Below are 15979 nucleotides of genomic sequence, written 5' to 3'. Positions count from 1 at the left end.
TAACTATGGCTAAACTATTAATTATTGATGATGAGATAAAGTTAAGAGAAGTTATAAGTGAGTTTTTATCATTTGTAGGATACGAAGTTTATGAGGCTAAAAATGGACTTAAGGGATTAGACAAAGTCAAAAAAATAAAGCCTGATCTTATCATATGCGACATAACAATGCCTAAACTCGACGGCTATGGTTTCATGGAACAGCATCAAAATTCAGAGTATTCAATTATTCCGGTATTATTACTTAGTGCAAATGTTGAACTTAAGGATGTAAAAAAAGGAATTGATTTAGGAGCCAAAGGTTATATTAAAAAACCTTTTGTCTTTAAAGAATTAAAAAAAATTATAGAATCTAATTTATTAACAAACAATAAATAGTAAAAAGACACGAATTTACCTGTATACTAACTAGAACAAGACCATGAAATTACAATTATTCCATCGTTAACATCAGTTTTTGCTATGTTCGGTTTAAACATAGCAAGAAAACGTTTTGCATAAAAAAGGTTGTTCTCTGAAATTATAATTTCATTAAAACCAAACTTACCATTATTTATTAAAAGTTTGTAATTGTATTTTTTTATCCGACTAAAGATTATAAATAAAATCGAAACATAAACTAAAAACAATAATTGAAATACAATTTTGTCATTTACAGGAACTATTGCTATTAAATAAAATAAAGCGGAGAATATTGATATAATAATATTAGTAGTCAAATCTCTATTTTTAACAATTCTAATATTTGAAATATGGTTCAAAGATAAATTGATTCTTTCCTTGTCGTTTTTAAAAATCACTTTCGATTCAAAAGCAATAAAAAAGGAATTTTCTTCTAAGATATTTTCTGTTTTGTTTGCTGCTACAAAATTTACATTCATCTTTCTCAGCTATACTAATTAAAAAATCCTACCAAAAACAGCTTACCTTAACTAAATTGTAATTATAATTTATTTCCCAAATAAATTTTCAAGTAAGCTGTCTGGTAAGAAGTACCCCAAATCTAGATGTGAATGTATGATACTAAATCAGATAAAATTCTTTTTAACCTATAGCTTAAAAAAAAATACTTATAATTTATATTACTAAAAAAAATCTTTCTTAGAGCCTCTTTATATCTAAAAAACATTGAAACACTTCAGGACATACACTAAAGCATTCCGAATGAATTCTAAAGTATTCCATCAAAAAAATTATTGAATTTTAACAAACAACTTGTGTAATGAGATTTCAAATCTCAAAAAAGAGAGGGCAATTGTATTTACAAAATATTTCTGCCAATAGTAATCAATAAAATTCCAATCAATATCATTGTCAAAAAAAACACTGCTATTAAGCGTGAAGTATTATTAAAAAGAGGCTCTTGATCATCAATGAACAATCTATCTAATTTATCCCAAACAAAATCAGAAGGTCTAATTCTCATACTATACATTTTTTATATTGTCTAAATTTTTTAATTCCCGTCAAAATATCACGTCAATACTTAAATCGTTTGTAATAACTACTCATTAAATCTTGAAAAATACTTTAAACGGAATGTTTAAAATATATCATTTGTATATGCTTTATTTTTTATTTACTGATAATTTAAAATTATAGACTAATAAATAAAAAAAACTCTTCCAAAATACTTTATAAAATAAAAAAGCATACTAAAATAACTTTTATTATACTTTTTTAAATGTCTTTATTTCATTAGCTAAATTAAACATTTTTAGCAGCTTACCCAATTTTAAGATCTTTAGCATTTTTTTCAATCTGAATCGATTTTATATAATCTCTGGGAGTTACATTCAGATACGATTTAAAGCTTGTAGTAAAATATGAAAATGAACTAAATCCTGTTTCGCTTACTAAGTATTGAATATTTCTTTCTCCTGAATGAATCAATTTAATAGCATAATCCAATCTGAACTCCCTCATATATTGACTTATATTTTTATTAGTACGCTTCCTGATTCGCTTATCTAAAGTTGACTTACTAATAAAAAGATGCATGGAGAGTTCATTCACATCTATTTTTGATTTTAGATTTTTTATAAGAATTTCGTTTAATGATATTAAGAAATCTTTTTCAGATAACTTGATCGTTACTTTTGAAAATGGATCAGGACTAAATTTTTTTTCAATACTTTTTTTAAGTTCAATTACACTTTTAATTTTATATATCAATTCTTTCACCTTAAAAGGCTTCATTATAAAATCATTAACGCCATTTTCCAGTTGTTTAAATTTAACATCATCATCCGTATTTGCAGTAATCATAATAAATGGAATTGTATTAAATTTACTGTTTTTTCGGATTTTCAAAAATAATTCTTCACCGTCCATATGAGGCATCATCAAATCACTAATAACAATATCAGGAGTTCTCTTATTTAAATAAACAAGTGCTTCAAGACCATCTTTAAACCAATTAACATCAAAATCATTCAACGCCAACAACTCTAAAATAGAATTTCCGAGCGCTTTATCATCTTCAATTAATACTATTCTTATTTTTTGATTTCTCATTGTACTAAACTAATTATTTACATTTTAACTTATTGATTTTTTTATTTAAATTATAAGTACTTGTATTCCTCCAAAATTAAAATTAAAATACCTTTATTTTTTTTAATTTCTTCAAAAGAAATCACGCTTATTTATTATTTCATTTTATAAAAAACATAATTTAAGTAATTTAAACATTAGTAAATCAATGAAAAATCTTTTATTGAGCATTTCAAAAGCGAATAATCATCTTTTAAAAGAGGGTTCAATCGACGATGCACTAAATTTTTGCATTACTGATATTGGCAAAACCCAAGAAATTGACAGATGTTATATTTTTAAAAATCGAAACGAAAATGACGGGCTAAAGCTTTACTATACCCATGAATGGTGCAATAACGATATTGAACCTTACATTGATAGTCCAAATCTGAGTGGCCTTACTTATGAAGCTTTCCCAGGACTTTATGAAACACTAGTAAAAAACGAACCTCTTTATGGACTTGTAAAAGATAGTAAAAATGATTATTTCCGGGAACTTATGGAAATGCAAGGCATAAAATCCTACTTATTCACTCCAATCTTTTCCGACAATCTCTTTTGGGGATGGATTGGTTATGATGATTGCAAAACGGAAAGAAAATGGGCAGATGAAGAAGTATATGCCTTACATACCGTTTCTAAAAATATTGGGCTCCGACTCAATCAAGACAAAACCATTTTAAAATTAGAAGCTACTTTAGAAAAATTTGACTTCTACATGAAAGGTTCTAATCAAGCTATGTGGGAATTATATATCGGCACCAATAAAAATGTTTTTTCCTATAATTGGGTAAAAATATTAGGTTACACTAACGATGAGATCACAGATGATGCTGAATTTTGGAAAAACAGTACCCATCCTGAAGATTTCCTGCAAATTACAATAGATTTAGAAAATTTCATATCTGAAAAATCCCTTAATTATTACGGAACAGCAAGAATGATTCATAAAGATGGACGTACTGTTTGGGTAAAATATTCCGGTTTATTGAAAAAAAACAAACAAGGCAGACCCATAAAAATTATTGGAACCTATATCGACATCAGCGAAATTAAAGAAAAAGAAAAACAACTAGAGTTGTCAGAAGAAAAATTTAGATTTATTGCCGAAAATACCACTGATTTAATTACACAACATTTAAACAATGGAGATTATAGCTATGTTTCAAATTCTTCAACAGAAATTATCGGATACACCCCAGAAGAATTGATCAATAAAAGTCCTTGGGATTTTATACATAAAAATGACTTGCCAAAACTTCAAAAATATCATAATAGCAGCATCAAACATTTACAAACTGGAACAATTACATATCGTTATAGAAAAAAAGACGGAAGTTATATCTGGCTAGAAAGCACAACCAAGGCTATTTTTGAAGTTGAAAATCAGTTTGCAAAAATTCAATCCTCCAGTAGAGATATAAGTGAAAGAATAAAAGCCGAAGAAGAAATTAAAACAGCGCTATTAAAAGAAAGAAAATTCAACGAGTTGAAATCTAATTTTGTAGCCATGGCATCCCATCAGTTTAGAACACCTTTAACTGTTATTTATTCTAATGCAGAACTTATTGATATTAAAACAAAGAATTTTGAAAAAGAAGCAACTAATAATCTGGAATCCATCACTTCAAGAATTAAAAATGAAGTGGACAGAATGACTCAGTTAATGAACAATATTTTAATTTTTGGAAAATATGAGTCCACAAATATTAAAAAAAATATAAAGTCTATTGATTTCAAAAAATTCATTGAGACATTAATCAGTACTTATTTTAATAATTCTCATGATGGACGAAAAATTGAATTAGAAATCGAAGGTAAAAAACAAGTGCTCTTTACTGATGAAACATTAATGGTGCACATTTTAACTAACTTAATCAGTAATGCATTTAAATATTCTGAAAATAGAAGAAACCCCGGTCTAAACATAGAATATTTAGAAAAAGAAATTCTAATAGAGGTAATCGATTATGGAATTGGAATTCCTGAAAATGAAATTCAACACATATTCACTTCCTTTTTTAGAGCCTCAAATACCAGTACCATTATGGGCTCTGGATTAGGCATGCCTATAGTAAAACAATTTACAGATTTTTTAAACGGAAGAATCGAATTAAAAACTAAAGAAAACTTCGGAACAAAAATAAAACTAATTTTTCCTTATGAACAAAAATAAAATACTCTTAGTAGATGACGAATTAAATTTAAGAGAAACTATTAGCGAACTCCTTAACTATGAGAATTACGACGTCAAAACAGCCTGCAATGGCCAAGAAGCATTAGATCTATTAGAATATTGGTCCCCAGACTTAATTATATGCGACATAATGATGCCCGTGATGGATGGCAATACATTTCATGAAATAATTAAAGAAATCCATTCTTTGAACTCAATTCCTTTTATTTTTTTGACTGCCAAAAAAGAAAATAACCTGATGAGGAAATGTCTATTAGATGGCGCTGATGATTTTATTTATAAACCATTTAAAATAAAAGAATTAACATCTATAATAGAATCAAAAATAGAACGATTTGAAAAAATAAAAAATAATCATACTAATTTATATTTGGGTAAAAAAAAATATTTCCTACATGAAATCAATACTCCTCTCAATGGAATTTTAGGATCGATTAAGCTTCTAATGAAAGATGAAGGTAGTCTTGACAGAAAAGAAGTTTTAGCATTTTATGAATCGATTAAAATGTCAGGAGAACGATTAAATAGAACAATGCAAAATATAATTCTTTATCAAAATCTTAAAAATAATTCGATTAAATTTAATGACAATTCAAGTTCTGAAATATTAAATACATTTTTAAATACTAAAGAAAAAATTTTTAAGATTTATGAAGGGCAGGAAAAAAGAATCAGTTTTGATATTGATAAAGCAATAATTAAATTTAGTCAAGAGCATTTGGAATTCATCTTTTTTGAATTAATAGACAATGCATTAAAATTCTCTTCAGCTGACAAAAAGATTATAGTTTCAGGTACTAAGTATGATGATAAATATTATGAAATCAATATAAATGATTCTGGAATTGGGTTGAGTGAAGAAGAATTAAATAAAATTGGTGCTTCTCAACAATTTAATCGCGAAGAAAGAGAACAACAAGGACTAGGATTAGGTCTTTTTCTAAGCAAAAATATAATACGGGAATCAAAAGGAGTTTTTAGCATCATTTCAAAAGAGAACGAAGGTACCGCTATTAAAATATTTCTACCTTTATATAAAACTACAAATCTTGACTAAAATTATATCAATAATAAAAGCGCTTTTTTCGAAGCGCTTTTCAGACTATAAAACTAACTAAAACAATTTCTAATTGAAATCAAAACGCAATCCTAAAGAAACATTGTTTTGTTTCACCGCATTGTCTTTGAATAAAGGATTCAAATCATATTTCAAGTACAAGCTGGTAGATTTATATCCAATATAAGTACTCAAACCATAGATGAAATTACTCGTATTAAAATCCCCTTTGGTTTTTTCCGTAGCTTTTAAATCATTGTCATCATACTTGATAATTTGCTTTGATTTTAAATTGATTCCTGCATAACCTCCTATTCCAAAACGAACACTTTGATGCGTTTTAAAAAATGATTTATCCTCTTTCATTTTTTTACCCGAAAAATCAAACTCTAAATGAACTGGCGCTACTAAATATACATTTCTAAAACGAGAATCTTTAATATCAATGGGATTAACAGCCAGATTAGTCTGATTACCATTGATTACAAAACTACGATTATCAGTAGGACGAAGATTATTGTACATCACTGACAAGCCATATTTAGCATGAAGCAAATTGTTGTTTTTTGCAATTCTGCTGTTATACGAAACGCCTAATTCGTAGAAATGAGAACCCAGAAATCTATAATCAGAGTCTTCTAATTTACTATCTGTGGTTAAATTATTCAAACCGGCAGCAAAAATAAATTGTGACGTTGTTCGCCTTTCTCCTTGAATTGTATCTTTAAAGTCATGCTTATGCTTCTTTGTATGGAAAGAAAACCTATAGGTCCGAATAGAATCCTGTTCTTTAATTTTTCCATCCACTTTTTCCTGAACCAAGTTTTTTAATGCTTCTTGCTCTACTGCTACTCTTGATTCGATATTGATTGCTCTGGCTTCTGCCAATAATTTCTTTTTATTCTCCGCTTCTTCTCTTGTAATTGTACCATTGATTAATTGATTATTAATTGCCTCAACTTCTATTTTCAGCGCAGCTTTTTCTTCTTTTGTAATGGTTTCAATTTTTAGAGCAATCGTTTTTGCTCGTTGTTCAAATGTTTCCTGTCCCAGCATTTTGCCGGCAAAAAAGCATAACAGTGTTACTAAGTAAATGGTGAAATTTCTCATGGTGATTTGATTTTAAAGGTGATTGATGATTTTTATTCTAAGTTACGATTGGCCAACGCGACTTTTACCGTTTGGTAATTTTTGTTTACTTTATTGATTACTTTTTCTCTAAAGGAAAGTTCTAATTCTCCATCAACCTGCGACAGTAAATTACTTGCATTTACATGTACAACCGGTTTTTGGCTCAATTGATTTTCCTTTTTCGAAGGATTTCCAGCAACTGCTAACAGTTTGTCAACTGTAACATCGCTGATTTGTGATTTGATTAATTTTTGTTCTGATTTTTGATTACTGATTGAAACTTCTGCTACTTGATTTTGATTTGAATTATTGTTAACGGCTATCAATTTTTCTCTTAAAATTGGAGTTTTATTAGTTCCCGAAGTTGATTTTTGGACAACATTGGCAACTAAGCCTTTCTCATCTTCCTCTTTTATTTTTATAGTATTCTCTGGAACAACAATAGTTTTTGGAGCAACTGAATTCTGAATAACAACCTCATTTTCTTGGTTTTCAATTGCATTTCCTTTTTGACTGAAATAAACTGTTCCTATCAATAGAAATCCAACAAAACTTGCCGCTATAAACATCCAAGGGTATTTAGTTTTTGGTTTTTGCTTCGCCTGTTCGCTATTGCTCGGGTCAGCAACGGTAAGCATTGCATCCAATTTGCTCCAAGCCATTTCTGAAGGTTTAATCTCCCTAGAATTTAACTGCTCTTTGAACTGTGTTTCTAATTTATTCGGTTCCATAACTGTAATTTTTTAATTTGCAAATCTGTCCTTGCAGCATTTTTCTGGCATGTGACAATTGCGACTTTGATGTTCCTTCATTAATCCCTAGCATACTAGCAATTTCGTGATGTTTATATCCTTCGATAGCATATAAATTGAAAACCATTTTATAGCCATCCGGCAAACTGTCTATCAAAAACTGAATGTCGTCTATTGAAAATTGGCTTTCGATGTTATTGAAGCTTTCTTCAAAATAGGTTTCATCTTCACTATATTTTAGCTTTTTTTCTACTCGGATAAAAGAAATACATTCGTTAACCATAATTCTTCTAATCCAACCTTCGAAACTTCCTTTGTGTTGAAAATTCTTCAGATGGGTAAAAACTTTCATAAAAGCAGTAATCATAATATCTTCGGCCAGATGAATGTCTTTTATATATTGGCGGCAAACGCTTAACATTTTTGGAGAAAATTGGGTGTAAATTTGCTGTTGCGCTTGCCGATTGTTTTCGACAGCTAACTGGATTAATTCATTTTCCTCCTGATGTAAGTTGATTACTTTCAAAATCTTTATAAAGTGTTTCTATAAGTATAGACGAGTTGGATTGCAAAAAGGTTGCATCCTAAATAGAAAAAAAAATTATTTTACAGATTGAAAATCAATAAAATCAATGTTAACAAGCGAAATTATTTTAAAAAAATAATTATTTTTTTCTTTCAATCACATAATTCACCATCAAAATTAGCGCATCTTTAAACTCCGAATCCGAATAATTATCTAAAAGTAAAAGGGCTTCTTGCTGGAATTCTACCATTTTTTGTTCTGCATAAAGCAATCCGTTATTGTTTTTTACAAAAGCAATAACTTCTTTGACGCGTTTTTTATCTTTATTATGGTTTTTAATGGAATTGATAAGCCATGTTTTCTCTTTTGAAGTACACGTATTCAAAACATGAATAAGAGGTAAAGTCATTTTTTGTTCTTTGATGTCAATTCCGGTAGGTTTACCAATGGCATCTTCGGTATAATCGAATAAATCATCTTTTATTTGAAAAGCCATCCCGATGAGTTCTCCAAATTTTCGCATGTTTTCTACTTGAGCTTCATCTTCTATAACAGATCTTGCGCCCAGAGCACAACAGGCAGCAATAAGTGTTGCTGTCTTTTTTCGAATGATTTCATAGTAAATATCTTCTGTGATGTCGAGTCTTCGGGCTTTTTCAATTTGAAGTAATTCGCCTTCACTCATTTCGCGAACAGCAACAGAAATAATTCGAAGCAAATCGAAATCTCCATTATCAATGGAAAGCAATAATCCTTTGGACAATAAATAATCACCCACAAGTACTGCAATTTTATTTTTCCAAAGTGCATTAAGGGAGAAAAAACCTCTTCTGCGATTACTATCATCCACTACATCATCGTGAACTAATGTCGCAGTATGTATCAGTTCAATAACACAAGCGCCACGATAGGTTCTTTCGTTTACTATTCCGGCCGAAACCATTTTGGCAGTCAGAAAAACGAACATAGGACGCATTTGTTTTCCTTTTCTGTTGACGATGTAATACGTGATTCTATTTAACAAAGCCACTTTTGAAGTCATCGATTCATAGAACTTTTTTTCAAAAAGTTCCATTTCATTGAAAATGGGCTGTTTTATTTGTGAAGTAATATTCATTAGAATTCAAAGATACAATTTTAGCATGTAATCTTACAAATGCTTACATTCTTTTGAATATTTTTCGAAAATAAATCTTCTATGCTTCTTTATTAGCTAATTGACCACAAGCAGCATCAATATCTTTTCCGCGGCTTCTTCTCACTTTTACCACGATACCACTAGCTTCCAGTGCTTTTATGTACGCATTAATTGATTCTTCGGAAGCCTGTTGAAATTCTCCATCATCGATTGGATTGTATTCAATCAAATTTACTTTACAAGGAACGTATTTACAGAACTTCACCAAAGCATCTATTGAAGCTTTATTGTCATTGATATCTTTCCAAACGACATATTCGTAGGAGATTTTACTTTTGGTTTTTCGGTACCAATATTCTAATGATTCGCGTAAATCTGCCAAAGGAAAATTAGCACTAAACGGCATAATTCGAGAACGAATTTCATCGATTGCAGAGTGTAGCGAAACGGCTAATTTGAATTTTACGTCATCATCCGCCAATTTCTTAATCATTTTAGGAACCCCCGAAGTCGACACCATAATACGTTTAGGCGACATTCCTAAACCTTCCGGAGACGTAATCATTTCTATCGCTTTCAAGACATTGTTATAGTTCATAAGCGGTTCGCCCATTCCCATAAAAACAATATTCGATAACGGATGATTGTAATACAAACGGCTTTCTTTATCAATGGCAATTACCTGATCATAAATTTCAGCCGGTTCCAGATTTCGCATTCTTTTTAATCGCGCTGTAGCGCAAAAGTTGCAATCTAAACTACAACCTACTTGGCTCGAAACACAAGCTGTAGTTCTTGTATTAGTAGGTATCAAAACCGATTCCACCACCAAACCATCATGCAAACGAACAGCATTTTTCACAGTTCCATCTTCACTGCGCTGCATCGTATCCACTTTGATGTGATTGATTACGAAATGCGTTTCCAACATCGTGCGTGTTCCCTTAGAAACATTGGTCATATCCTCAAAACTATGTGCGCCTTTGCTCCACAACCATTCATACACTTGATTTCCACGAAAGGCTTTGTCTCCATTTGCTACGAAAAAATCTCGCAATTGTTCTTTTGATAAGGATCGTATGTCTTTTTTCTCGATTTCCATGGTGCAAATTTAATGACAATTTGTTGATTTGTTGATTTGATAATTTGATAACTTTGCTCTAAATTGAAAAAAATTCAAAAAATGCATTTCATTTCCCAAGAATTAGAAGATTATATCGAGCACCATTCCGAAAAAGAACCTGCTTTACTTGCTGCTCTGAATAAGGAAACCTATCAAAAAATTTTGCTGCCACGAATGTTGAGCGGTCATTTTCAGGGGCGGGTTTTGAGTATGTTGTCTAAATTGATTCGACCTGTGAATATTCTTGAAATTGGTACTTACACAGGCTATTCGGCATTGTGTTTGTGCGAGGGCATGCAGGAAACCGGGCAATTGCATACGATTGACATCAAAGAAGAATTAGTTGATTTTCAACGCAAACATTTTGACAAATCATCTTGGGGAAAACAAATTGTACAACATTTAGGAGAAGCAACTGACATTCTTCCAACTTTGGAAATGAAATTTGATTTGGTTTTTATCGATGCCGACAAAGAAAATTACCTTAACTATTTTGAATTGATTCTTCCTAAAATGAATAAGGGCGGGATTATTTTATCCGATAATGTGCTGTGGAGCGGTAAAGTTCTGGAACCGTTACAGCCTAATGATTTGAGTACAAAAGTATTACTGGAATACAATCAGCTATTAGCAAATGATCCAAGAGTAGAAACGGTTTTGTTGCCTATTCGTGATGGATTGACAGTAAGCAGAGTTCTATAGTTACGACGATATTTCTATTGAAAACAAATGTCCTAGCCCTGATGGAAGCGGCATCCTTTTTCTTGTTATTCTGACCTAAAGAAGAATAACAAGAAAAAGATACAGCGTAGAGCAGGAAAAAGCTCCTGAGCAATTCTAAAATTATTTTTGTGGGAAATATTTTTGTTGTGCAATTTTGTATGCTTTGAATATCAAAAATCCAAAAGTAAGTCCGAACAAATAGCCTGATAAAATATCTAACGGATAATGCAATCCCAAATAGATCCTGCTGTAAGCGAAGATGAGCGGCCACAAGAATAGGAAGCCGAAAAATTTGATTTTATCTTTAAAATTAAAATACAAAAATGTCGCAACTGCCATTGAATTTGCTGCATGTCCCGAGAAAAAACTAAAAGAATTTCTGACTTGAACAATTCGTATAAAAGAATTAATTTCAGGATTATTACAAGGGCGTAATCGTTGAAATCCGTTCTTAAACAAGTTTGTTGTTTGATCTGTAATTGTAACTAAAGCCGCTACAAAAAGCAATAAATATAAGGTTTGTTTAGCGCCTAGTTTTTTATAAATAACATATAAAAGGAGTAAAAAAAGAGGAATCCAGTTGCTTTGTTTGGTAATAAATAACCAAAGTCCGTCATAGGTTTCCGACCCTAATCCATTCAAAAAAACAAATAATCTTGTATCTAAAGACAGTAATTTTTCCAACATTACATCTGACGTTTTATAGGTCCTGTAACATCTTCTATAGCTTCTTTAGTTGTTTCGATTTGGTTGGTTGTATCACCCAGTAAATTGTCTTTGGCTTTATTAATTTCTGAGGTGATATTTCCGGTTATATCGCTAATTTGAGACGTATCTCCTAATAGATCATCCTTAGCTTTATTGATATGCGACGTAATGTTCCCTCTTAAATCGGTTAATGTTTGTGTATCAAATCCATTAGCCTCTGCTCCTTTTTGAATTTCACTTTTTATGTCATTCGTAGCATTTTTTAATTGTGCCATTGCTTTACCCATGGTGCGGGCTATTTCTGGTACTTTATCCGACCCAAAAAGCATGAGTACTATAAACATGATAAAAATTAATTCTCCTCCTCCTATGCCAAACATATTTCTTATTTTTTATTGCTACAAATATACCTAATTTTGAATCCTTGACTTTTAATTTTTTCATAAAAAAAAGACTCTTTTCAGAGTCTTTTTTAATTTCAGGTCTTTATTTAATCAAATTTAGACTTCACTTCTTCTTTAGGCCAAGCGTTATTGGTTACATCAATATCAGCAGTTTCTAATTTTGGATCTATCTGAATCTTTTTGATTGCTTTTTCAGTTGCATAAACTTTCTTAGCGGTATCGTTGTTTTTTCTCCAAATTTGAGCTGGATATTTGAATGTTTCTGTTGTATCATCTTCGTAAGTCAATTCAACAATAATTGGCATTAACATTCCTCCTGGCTTATTAAACTCTACTTCGTAGAAATACTTAGGAGATTTTAATTTTGATTTTTCGTCAGCTGAAAAGTTTTGGTTTACATATTCAGATAGTAAATTCACATCTCCAATAGCCAATGCTTTTTTGTCTTTAGCTGATAATTCTTCACTTGTTCCAGGAACTAAATAAACGAAAGGTCCTTTTTCCTGTCCAAAACGCCCTCTTCTTACTACAGCGTCTTTCAATGCTGCAGTTGCTGTCTCAGAAACATAATATTGTTTTACTTCTTTCACTCCGATATCAACAAAATCAGTGGAGTAAAACCATCCTCTGAAAAACCAATCTAAATCTACTGCAGATGCATCTTCCATAGTTCTAAAAAAGTCTTCTGGTGTAGGATGCTTGAATTTCCATCTGTTAGCATATACTTTGAAAGCGTGGTCAAACAATTCTCTTCCCATAATCGTTTCTCTAAGGATGTTTAAACCTGTTGCCGGCTTACCATAAGCATTAGCGCCAAATTGAACTATCGTTTCAGAGTTTGACATAATAGGCTCCAAGAATTTTTGATCTCCACTCATGTAAGGAACAATTTTACTTGCTGGTCCACGACTTGAAGGGAAATTTGTACCCATTTCTTGTTCAGCCATGTATTGCATAAAAGTATTAAGACCTTCATCCATCCAAGACCATTGACGCTCATCAGAATTTACAATCATAGGAAAGAAATTGTGTCCTACTTCATGTATTACTACACCAATCATTCCGTTTTTAATACGCTCACTAGTCACTCCTTTTTCGTCAGGACGACCATAATTCCAACAAATCATTGGGTATTCCATCCCTTGATCTTCTGCTGAAACAGAAACTGCTTTTGGATAAGGATAGTCAAATGTGTGTGCTGAATAACTTTTTAAAGTATGGGCAACAGTTCTAGTTGAAGTTTCTCCCCAAAGCGGATTACTTTCTTTAGGATAAACTGAAATTGCCATAACTGTTTTGTTAGTCAATTGAACTGCCATTGCATCCAGAATAAATTTTCTAGAAGTAGCAATACCAAAATCCCTTACGTTTTTAGCACTAAATTTCCATGTTTTTTTCTTTTCTGAAAAACCTTTTTCACTTGCTTCTGCTTCCGCTTGAGTAACAATTACAACTGGTTTGTCAAATGATTTTTGCGCCAGTTCGTATCTTTTTACTTGCTCTGCAGTAAATACTTCGCTTCTGTTCATCAATTCACCTGTAGCTTCCATAACGTGATCCGCAGGGACGGTGATATTTACATCAAAATTTCCAAAAGGCAACGTAAATTCTCCTGTTCCCCAAAATTGCATATTTTGCCATCCTTCCACATCATTATAAACTGCCATTCTAGGATAGAACTGAGCAATTACATATAATTTGTTTCCTTCTTTTTCGAATAATTCATAACCTGAACGACCACCATCTTGTCTGTAGTTATTAATATTATACCACCAATTGATAGAAAAAGTAAATTTCTCACCAGGTTTCATTGGCGTTGCTAAATTGATACGCATCATGGTTTGATTGATCGAATAGGACAAAGGATTCCCTTTTACATCTTTCACAAACTCAATATTAAAACCACGCTCTTGTTCTTGTTTTAAAAACTTGTTTGCGAAGTTTCCAGCAGGAAAAACCTGCTCCATTCTTTGGCTTTCCGCCAATGGAGTTTGTGACGTTTTCGCAGCTTGATTTTGGTCTAACTGTACCCATAAATACTCTAAAGTATCCGGAGAATTGTTATAATAAGTAACCGTTTCAGACCCAGTCAATTTAGATTTTTTATCATCTAGCTCAACATTTATCTTGTAGTCAGCCTGTTGCTGATAATAAGCCGGGCCCGGAGCTCCAGAAGCCGTACGAAACATGTTAGGTGTTGCTAACAGATCATACATTTGGCTAAACTTATTGGTATCGTATTTTCCTGTTTGTTTTGTTGCAACAGGTGTCGTTTTTTCTTGGGCAAATAAAATTGCGGGAAGAAGTAATAATAATGTAAATTTTTTCATAGGTGGAAATCTGGTTATTCAGTGCGTGAAAATAATAATTTAAAACAAATTTCTCTAAATTTATTCATATTTTAACATTCCCTTTGATGTGGATTCTGTAAATAACAATGTGTTTTTTACTCCAGCCACATTAAAATGCATAATATTCTGTTGCTCTGAATTTCCTTCTATGATAACGGTATTGTAAATTTCGAGTGAATTAACTTTCGAAACTTCCTTAATATTTAAATAACAGATAAGTACATCCCCTTCCATTTCTTTACTTAAAAGATTCATGGTCTTAGATTGCCCATTTATTTTTATGGAGAATTTTTCGCTTAAATACTTTTTCAACAAAATCAAATCTTCATCTGTTTCTTTTTCGGAGCCTAAATTGATTTTTTTGCTATACTTTTTTCCAACTGCGCTATTCAAATCATCTACAAAAATACGAGCGGTGATTTGAAGCATTTTCTTTTGGGGAGCGTAATTTACTTGGTATAATGCTACATAAAATTTATGTACACTAAATGAAGTCAACGTTAAAAATAATAGGCCAAAAAAAGTAATTAAGATTGTTTTTTTCATTTTTCAAAAGTAGTAATTCTTTTAAATTCTTCGTTCTTGGTGATTAAAAAATCAATTAGTAAAAATTCGTCTTCTTGTTTTAAAAGGCTTTTTGATTTTGGATCATTCTCGCAATAATCCAGAAAAAGTCCAATTTCTTCGTTTTTCAACTTCAATGTATTGGTAAAGAAATACTTATCAATTCCTTTAGAAACCACATCCGAAAAATCTACATTAGAATTCAAATCGGTTTTCTTTGCCGAATCATTCTTAAATAATTTGGAAACCATTTTAAATACTCTAACAAAATCCATTCCGTTTTCTATGCTGCCGTCCGAAGGCATTGTTCTATTTACTGGCGAAGATTTCTCATCATCTACAAATTGTATATCTACAATACGCTGTGTACCGCCAACGATAGGTTTAATTTCAGCTTTACGTTTTACGATAACTTCATTAAGCAGGGTAGTTTGTGTTTCTAAATTAATCACAAATAACGATTTTGCAAAGTCTTTTTCCTCTACCACTATTTTTTTTGACTTGAATAAATTACTCGAAACAAGCAACGTATCTTTGGCTTTCGCCAAAATATCAAAAAAACCCTGATCGCTAATAAAGGTTCTCGTTTTTGAATTTAAATTAAAAACATATCCGTGATCTACTAAAATAGATTCATTAACGAATTGACCATGTAAGGACTTCCTGCTTTCATTTTGACCAAAAGAATATTGGCAAAATAAAATTAAACAAATGATTTTTATTCTTGTTTTCATCTTGGATTGTTTTTTATGAGCATTATTTTTTTAA

16 protein-coding genes are annotated in these 15979 nt (G+C 31.1%); 4 read left to right on the top strand and 12 right to left on the bottom strand.

Annotation, left to right across the window (positions count from 1 at the left end; genetic code table 11):
• Positions 1–5 precede the first annotated feature (5 nt).
• On the top strand, positions 6–377 hold the full coding sequence (locus QLS97_RS04905) for a response regulator (RefSeq protein WP_282714619.1): 372 nt from the start codon (positions 6–8) through the stop codon (positions 375–377).
• A 26-nt stretch (positions 378–403) separates the two neighbouring features.
• On the opposite strand, the gene QLS97_RS04900 is transcribed toward QLS97_RS04905, so the two are convergent.
• Both QLS97_RS04900 and QLS97_RS04895 read right to left on the bottom strand, forming a co-directional pair.
• Positions 404–880 carry a hypothetical protein gene (locus tag QLS97_RS04900; RefSeq protein ID WP_282714617.1) on the bottom strand — a complete coding sequence of 159 codons (477 nt, stop codon included), beginning with the start codon at positions 878–880 and terminating at the stop codon, positions 404–406.
• 844 nt (positions 881–1724) lie between these two features.
• Positions 1725–2516, bottom strand: coding sequence for a response regulator transcription factor (locus tag QLS97_RS04895; RefSeq protein ID WP_282714616.1), 792 nt, complete (start codon positions 2514–2516; stop codon positions 1725–1727).
• Between the two features lie 187 nt (positions 2517–2703).
• Between QLS97_RS04895 and QLS97_RS04890 the strand changes: the two genes are divergently transcribed.
• Together QLS97_RS04890 and QLS97_RS04885 are read left to right on the top strand one after the other, a co-directional pair.
• Positions 2704–4713, top strand: a complete 2010-nt coding sequence (locus QLS97_RS04890) for a sensor histidine kinase (protein ID WP_282714615.1) — start codon at positions 2704–2706, stop codon at positions 4711–4713.
• Positions 4700–5791, top strand: coding sequence for an ATP-binding response regulator (locus QLS97_RS04885; protein WP_282714613.1), 1092 nt, complete (start codon positions 4700–4702; stop codon positions 5789–5791). The genes QLS97_RS04890 and QLS97_RS04885 overlap by 14 nt, the downstream gene beginning before the upstream one ends.
• Positions 5792–5860: 69 nt before the next feature.
• Here QLS97_RS04885 and QLS97_RS04880 read toward each other — a convergent pair whose 3' ends face one another.
• From QLS97_RS04880 to rlmN, 5 genes are all read right to left on the bottom strand, one after another.
• Positions 5861–6901 (bottom strand): hypothetical protein, encoded by a 1041-nt coding sequence (locus QLS97_RS04880; RefSeq protein WP_282714612.1) that lies wholly within the window; start codon positions 6899–6901, stop codon positions 5861–5863.
• Between the two features lie 32 nt (positions 6902–6933).
• Complete coding sequence (locus QLS97_RS04875; protein ID WP_282714611.1) at positions 6934–7653, bottom strand: hypothetical protein; 720 nt, start codon at positions 7651–7653, stop codon at positions 6934–6936.
• Positions 7640–8200: an RNA polymerase sigma factor gene (locus QLS97_RS04870; protein ID WP_282714609.1), complete on the bottom strand. Its 561-nt coding sequence runs from the start codon at positions 8198–8200 to the stop codon at positions 7640–7642. The genes QLS97_RS04875 and QLS97_RS04870 overlap by 14 nt, the downstream gene beginning before the upstream one ends.
• Before the next feature lie 139 nt (positions 8201–8339).
• Complete coding sequence (locus tag QLS97_RS04865; RefSeq protein WP_282714606.1) at positions 8340–9317, bottom strand: polyprenyl synthetase family protein; 978 nt, start codon at positions 9315–9317, stop codon at positions 8340–8342.
• 79 nt (positions 9318–9396) lie between these two features.
• Positions 9397–10440: a dual-specificity RNA methyltransferase RlmN gene (gene rlmN / locus QLS97_RS04860; protein ID WP_099714427.1), complete on the bottom strand. Its 1044-nt coding sequence runs from the start codon at positions 10438–10440 to the stop codon at positions 9397–9399.
• Between the two features lie 81 nt (positions 10441–10521).
• Between rlmN and QLS97_RS04855 the strand changes: the two genes are divergently transcribed.
• The gene (locus tag QLS97_RS04855) at positions 10522–11163 is read left to right on the top strand and encodes an O-methyltransferase (RefSeq protein ID WP_282714604.1); all 642 of its coding nucleotides are present in this window, start codon (positions 10522–10524) and stop codon (positions 11161–11163) included.
• 141 nt (positions 11164–11304) lie between these two features.
• Here QLS97_RS04855 and QLS97_RS04850 read toward each other — a convergent pair whose 3' ends face one another.
• From QLS97_RS04850 to bamP, 5 genes are all read right to left on the bottom strand, one after another.
• Positions 11305–11871 carry a phosphatase PAP2 family protein gene (locus QLS97_RS04850; protein WP_282714602.1) on the bottom strand — a complete coding sequence of 189 codons (567 nt, stop codon included), beginning with the start codon at positions 11869–11871 and terminating at the stop codon, positions 11305–11307.
• A complete protein-coding gene (locus tag QLS97_RS04845; RefSeq protein WP_282714600.1) occupies positions 11871–12272 on the bottom strand; it encodes a Sec-independent protein translocase subunit TatA/TatB in 402 nt (133 codons plus the stop codon). Before QLS97_RS04845 ends, QLS97_RS04850 begins: the two co-directional genes overlap by 1 nt.
• A gap of 110 nt (positions 12273–12382) precedes the next feature.
• Positions 12383–14626 (bottom strand): M1 family metallopeptidase, encoded by a 2244-nt coding sequence (locus QLS97_RS04840; RefSeq protein ID WP_282714598.1) that lies wholly within the window; start codon positions 14624–14626, stop codon positions 12383–12385.
• A 60-nt stretch (positions 14627–14686) separates the two neighbouring features.
• Complete coding sequence (locus tag QLS97_RS04835) at positions 14687–15193, bottom strand: DUF6702 family protein (RefSeq protein ID WP_282714596.1); 507 nt, start codon at positions 15191–15193, stop codon at positions 14687–14689.
• Positions 15190–15945, bottom strand: coding sequence for a BamP family beta-barrel-assembly machinery protein (bamP, locus tag QLS97_RS04830; RefSeq protein ID WP_282714595.1), 756 nt, complete (start codon positions 15943–15945; stop codon positions 15190–15192). Before bamP ends, QLS97_RS04835 begins: the two co-directional genes overlap by 4 nt.
• Between the last annotated feature and the right edge of the window lie 34 nt (positions 15946–15979).

It is taken from the genome of Flavobacterium yafengii (genome assembly GCF_030010375.1).
GTDB classification, from domain to species: domain Bacteria; phylum Bacteroidota; class Bacteroidia; order Flavobacteriales; family Flavobacteriaceae; genus Flavobacterium; species Flavobacterium yafengii.
The sequence above is the reverse complement of the archived record's forward strand: the minus strand, read 5'-3'. Positions and strand labels throughout refer to the sequence as shown.

What these genes read in the sequence shown, in the direction of transcription:
- QLS97_RS04905 (WP_282714619.1), top strand. Translation starts at nt 6, where the DNA reads ATGGCTAAACTATTAATTATTGATGATGAGATAAAGTTAAGAGAAGTT.
- QLS97_RS04900 (WP_282714617.1), bottom strand. Translation starts at nt 880, where the DNA reads ATGAATGTAAATTTTGTAGCAGCAAACAAAACAGAAAATATCTTAGAA.
- QLS97_RS04895 (WP_282714616.1), bottom strand. Translation starts at nt 2,516, where the DNA reads ATGAGAAATCAAAAAATAAGAATAGTATTAATTGAAGATGATAAAGCG.
- QLS97_RS04890 (WP_282714615.1), top strand. Translation starts at nt 2,704, where the DNA reads ATGAAAAATCTTTTATTGAGCATTTCAAAAGCGAATAATCATCTTTTA.
- QLS97_RS04885 (WP_282714613.1), top strand. Translation starts at nt 4,700, where the DNA reads ATGAACAAAAATAAAATACTCTTAGTAGATGACGAATTAAATTTAAGA.
- QLS97_RS04880 (WP_282714612.1), bottom strand. Translation starts at nt 6,901, where the DNA reads ATGAGAAATTTCACCATTTACTTAGTAACACTGTTATGCTTTTTTGCC.
- QLS97_RS04875 (WP_282714611.1), bottom strand. Translation starts at nt 7,653, where the DNA reads ATGGAACCGAATAAATTAGAAACACAGTTCAAAGAGCAGTTAAATTCT.
- QLS97_RS04865 (WP_282714606.1), bottom strand. Translation starts at nt 9,317, where the DNA reads ATGAATATTACTTCACAAATAAAACAGCCCATTTTCAATGAAATGGAA.
- rlmN (WP_099714427.1), bottom strand. Translation starts at nt 10,440, where the DNA reads ATGGAAATCGAGAAAAAAGACATACGATCCTTATCAAAAGAACAATTG.
- QLS97_RS04855 (WP_282714604.1), top strand. Translation starts at nt 10,522, where the DNA reads ATGCATTTCATTTCCCAAGAATTAGAAGATTATATCGAGCACCATTCC.
- QLS97_RS04850 (WP_282714602.1), bottom strand. Translation starts at nt 11,871, where the DNA reads ATGTTGGAAAAATTACTGTCTTTAGATACAAGATTATTTGTTTTTTTG.
- QLS97_RS04845 (WP_282714600.1), bottom strand. Translation starts at nt 12,272, where the DNA reads ATGTTTGGCATAGGAGGAGGAGAATTAATTTTTATCATGTTTATAGTA.
- QLS97_RS04840 (WP_282714598.1), bottom strand. Translation starts at nt 14,626, where the DNA reads ATGAAAAAATTTACATTATTATTACTTCTTCCCGCAATTTTATTTGCC.
- QLS97_RS04835 (WP_282714596.1), bottom strand. Translation starts at nt 15,193, where the DNA reads ATGAAAAAAACAATCTTAATTACTTTTTTTGGCCTATTATTTTTAACG.
- bamP (WP_282714595.1), bottom strand. Translation starts at nt 15,945, where the DNA reads ATGAAAACAAGAATAAAAATCATTTGTTTAATTTTATTTTGCCAATAT.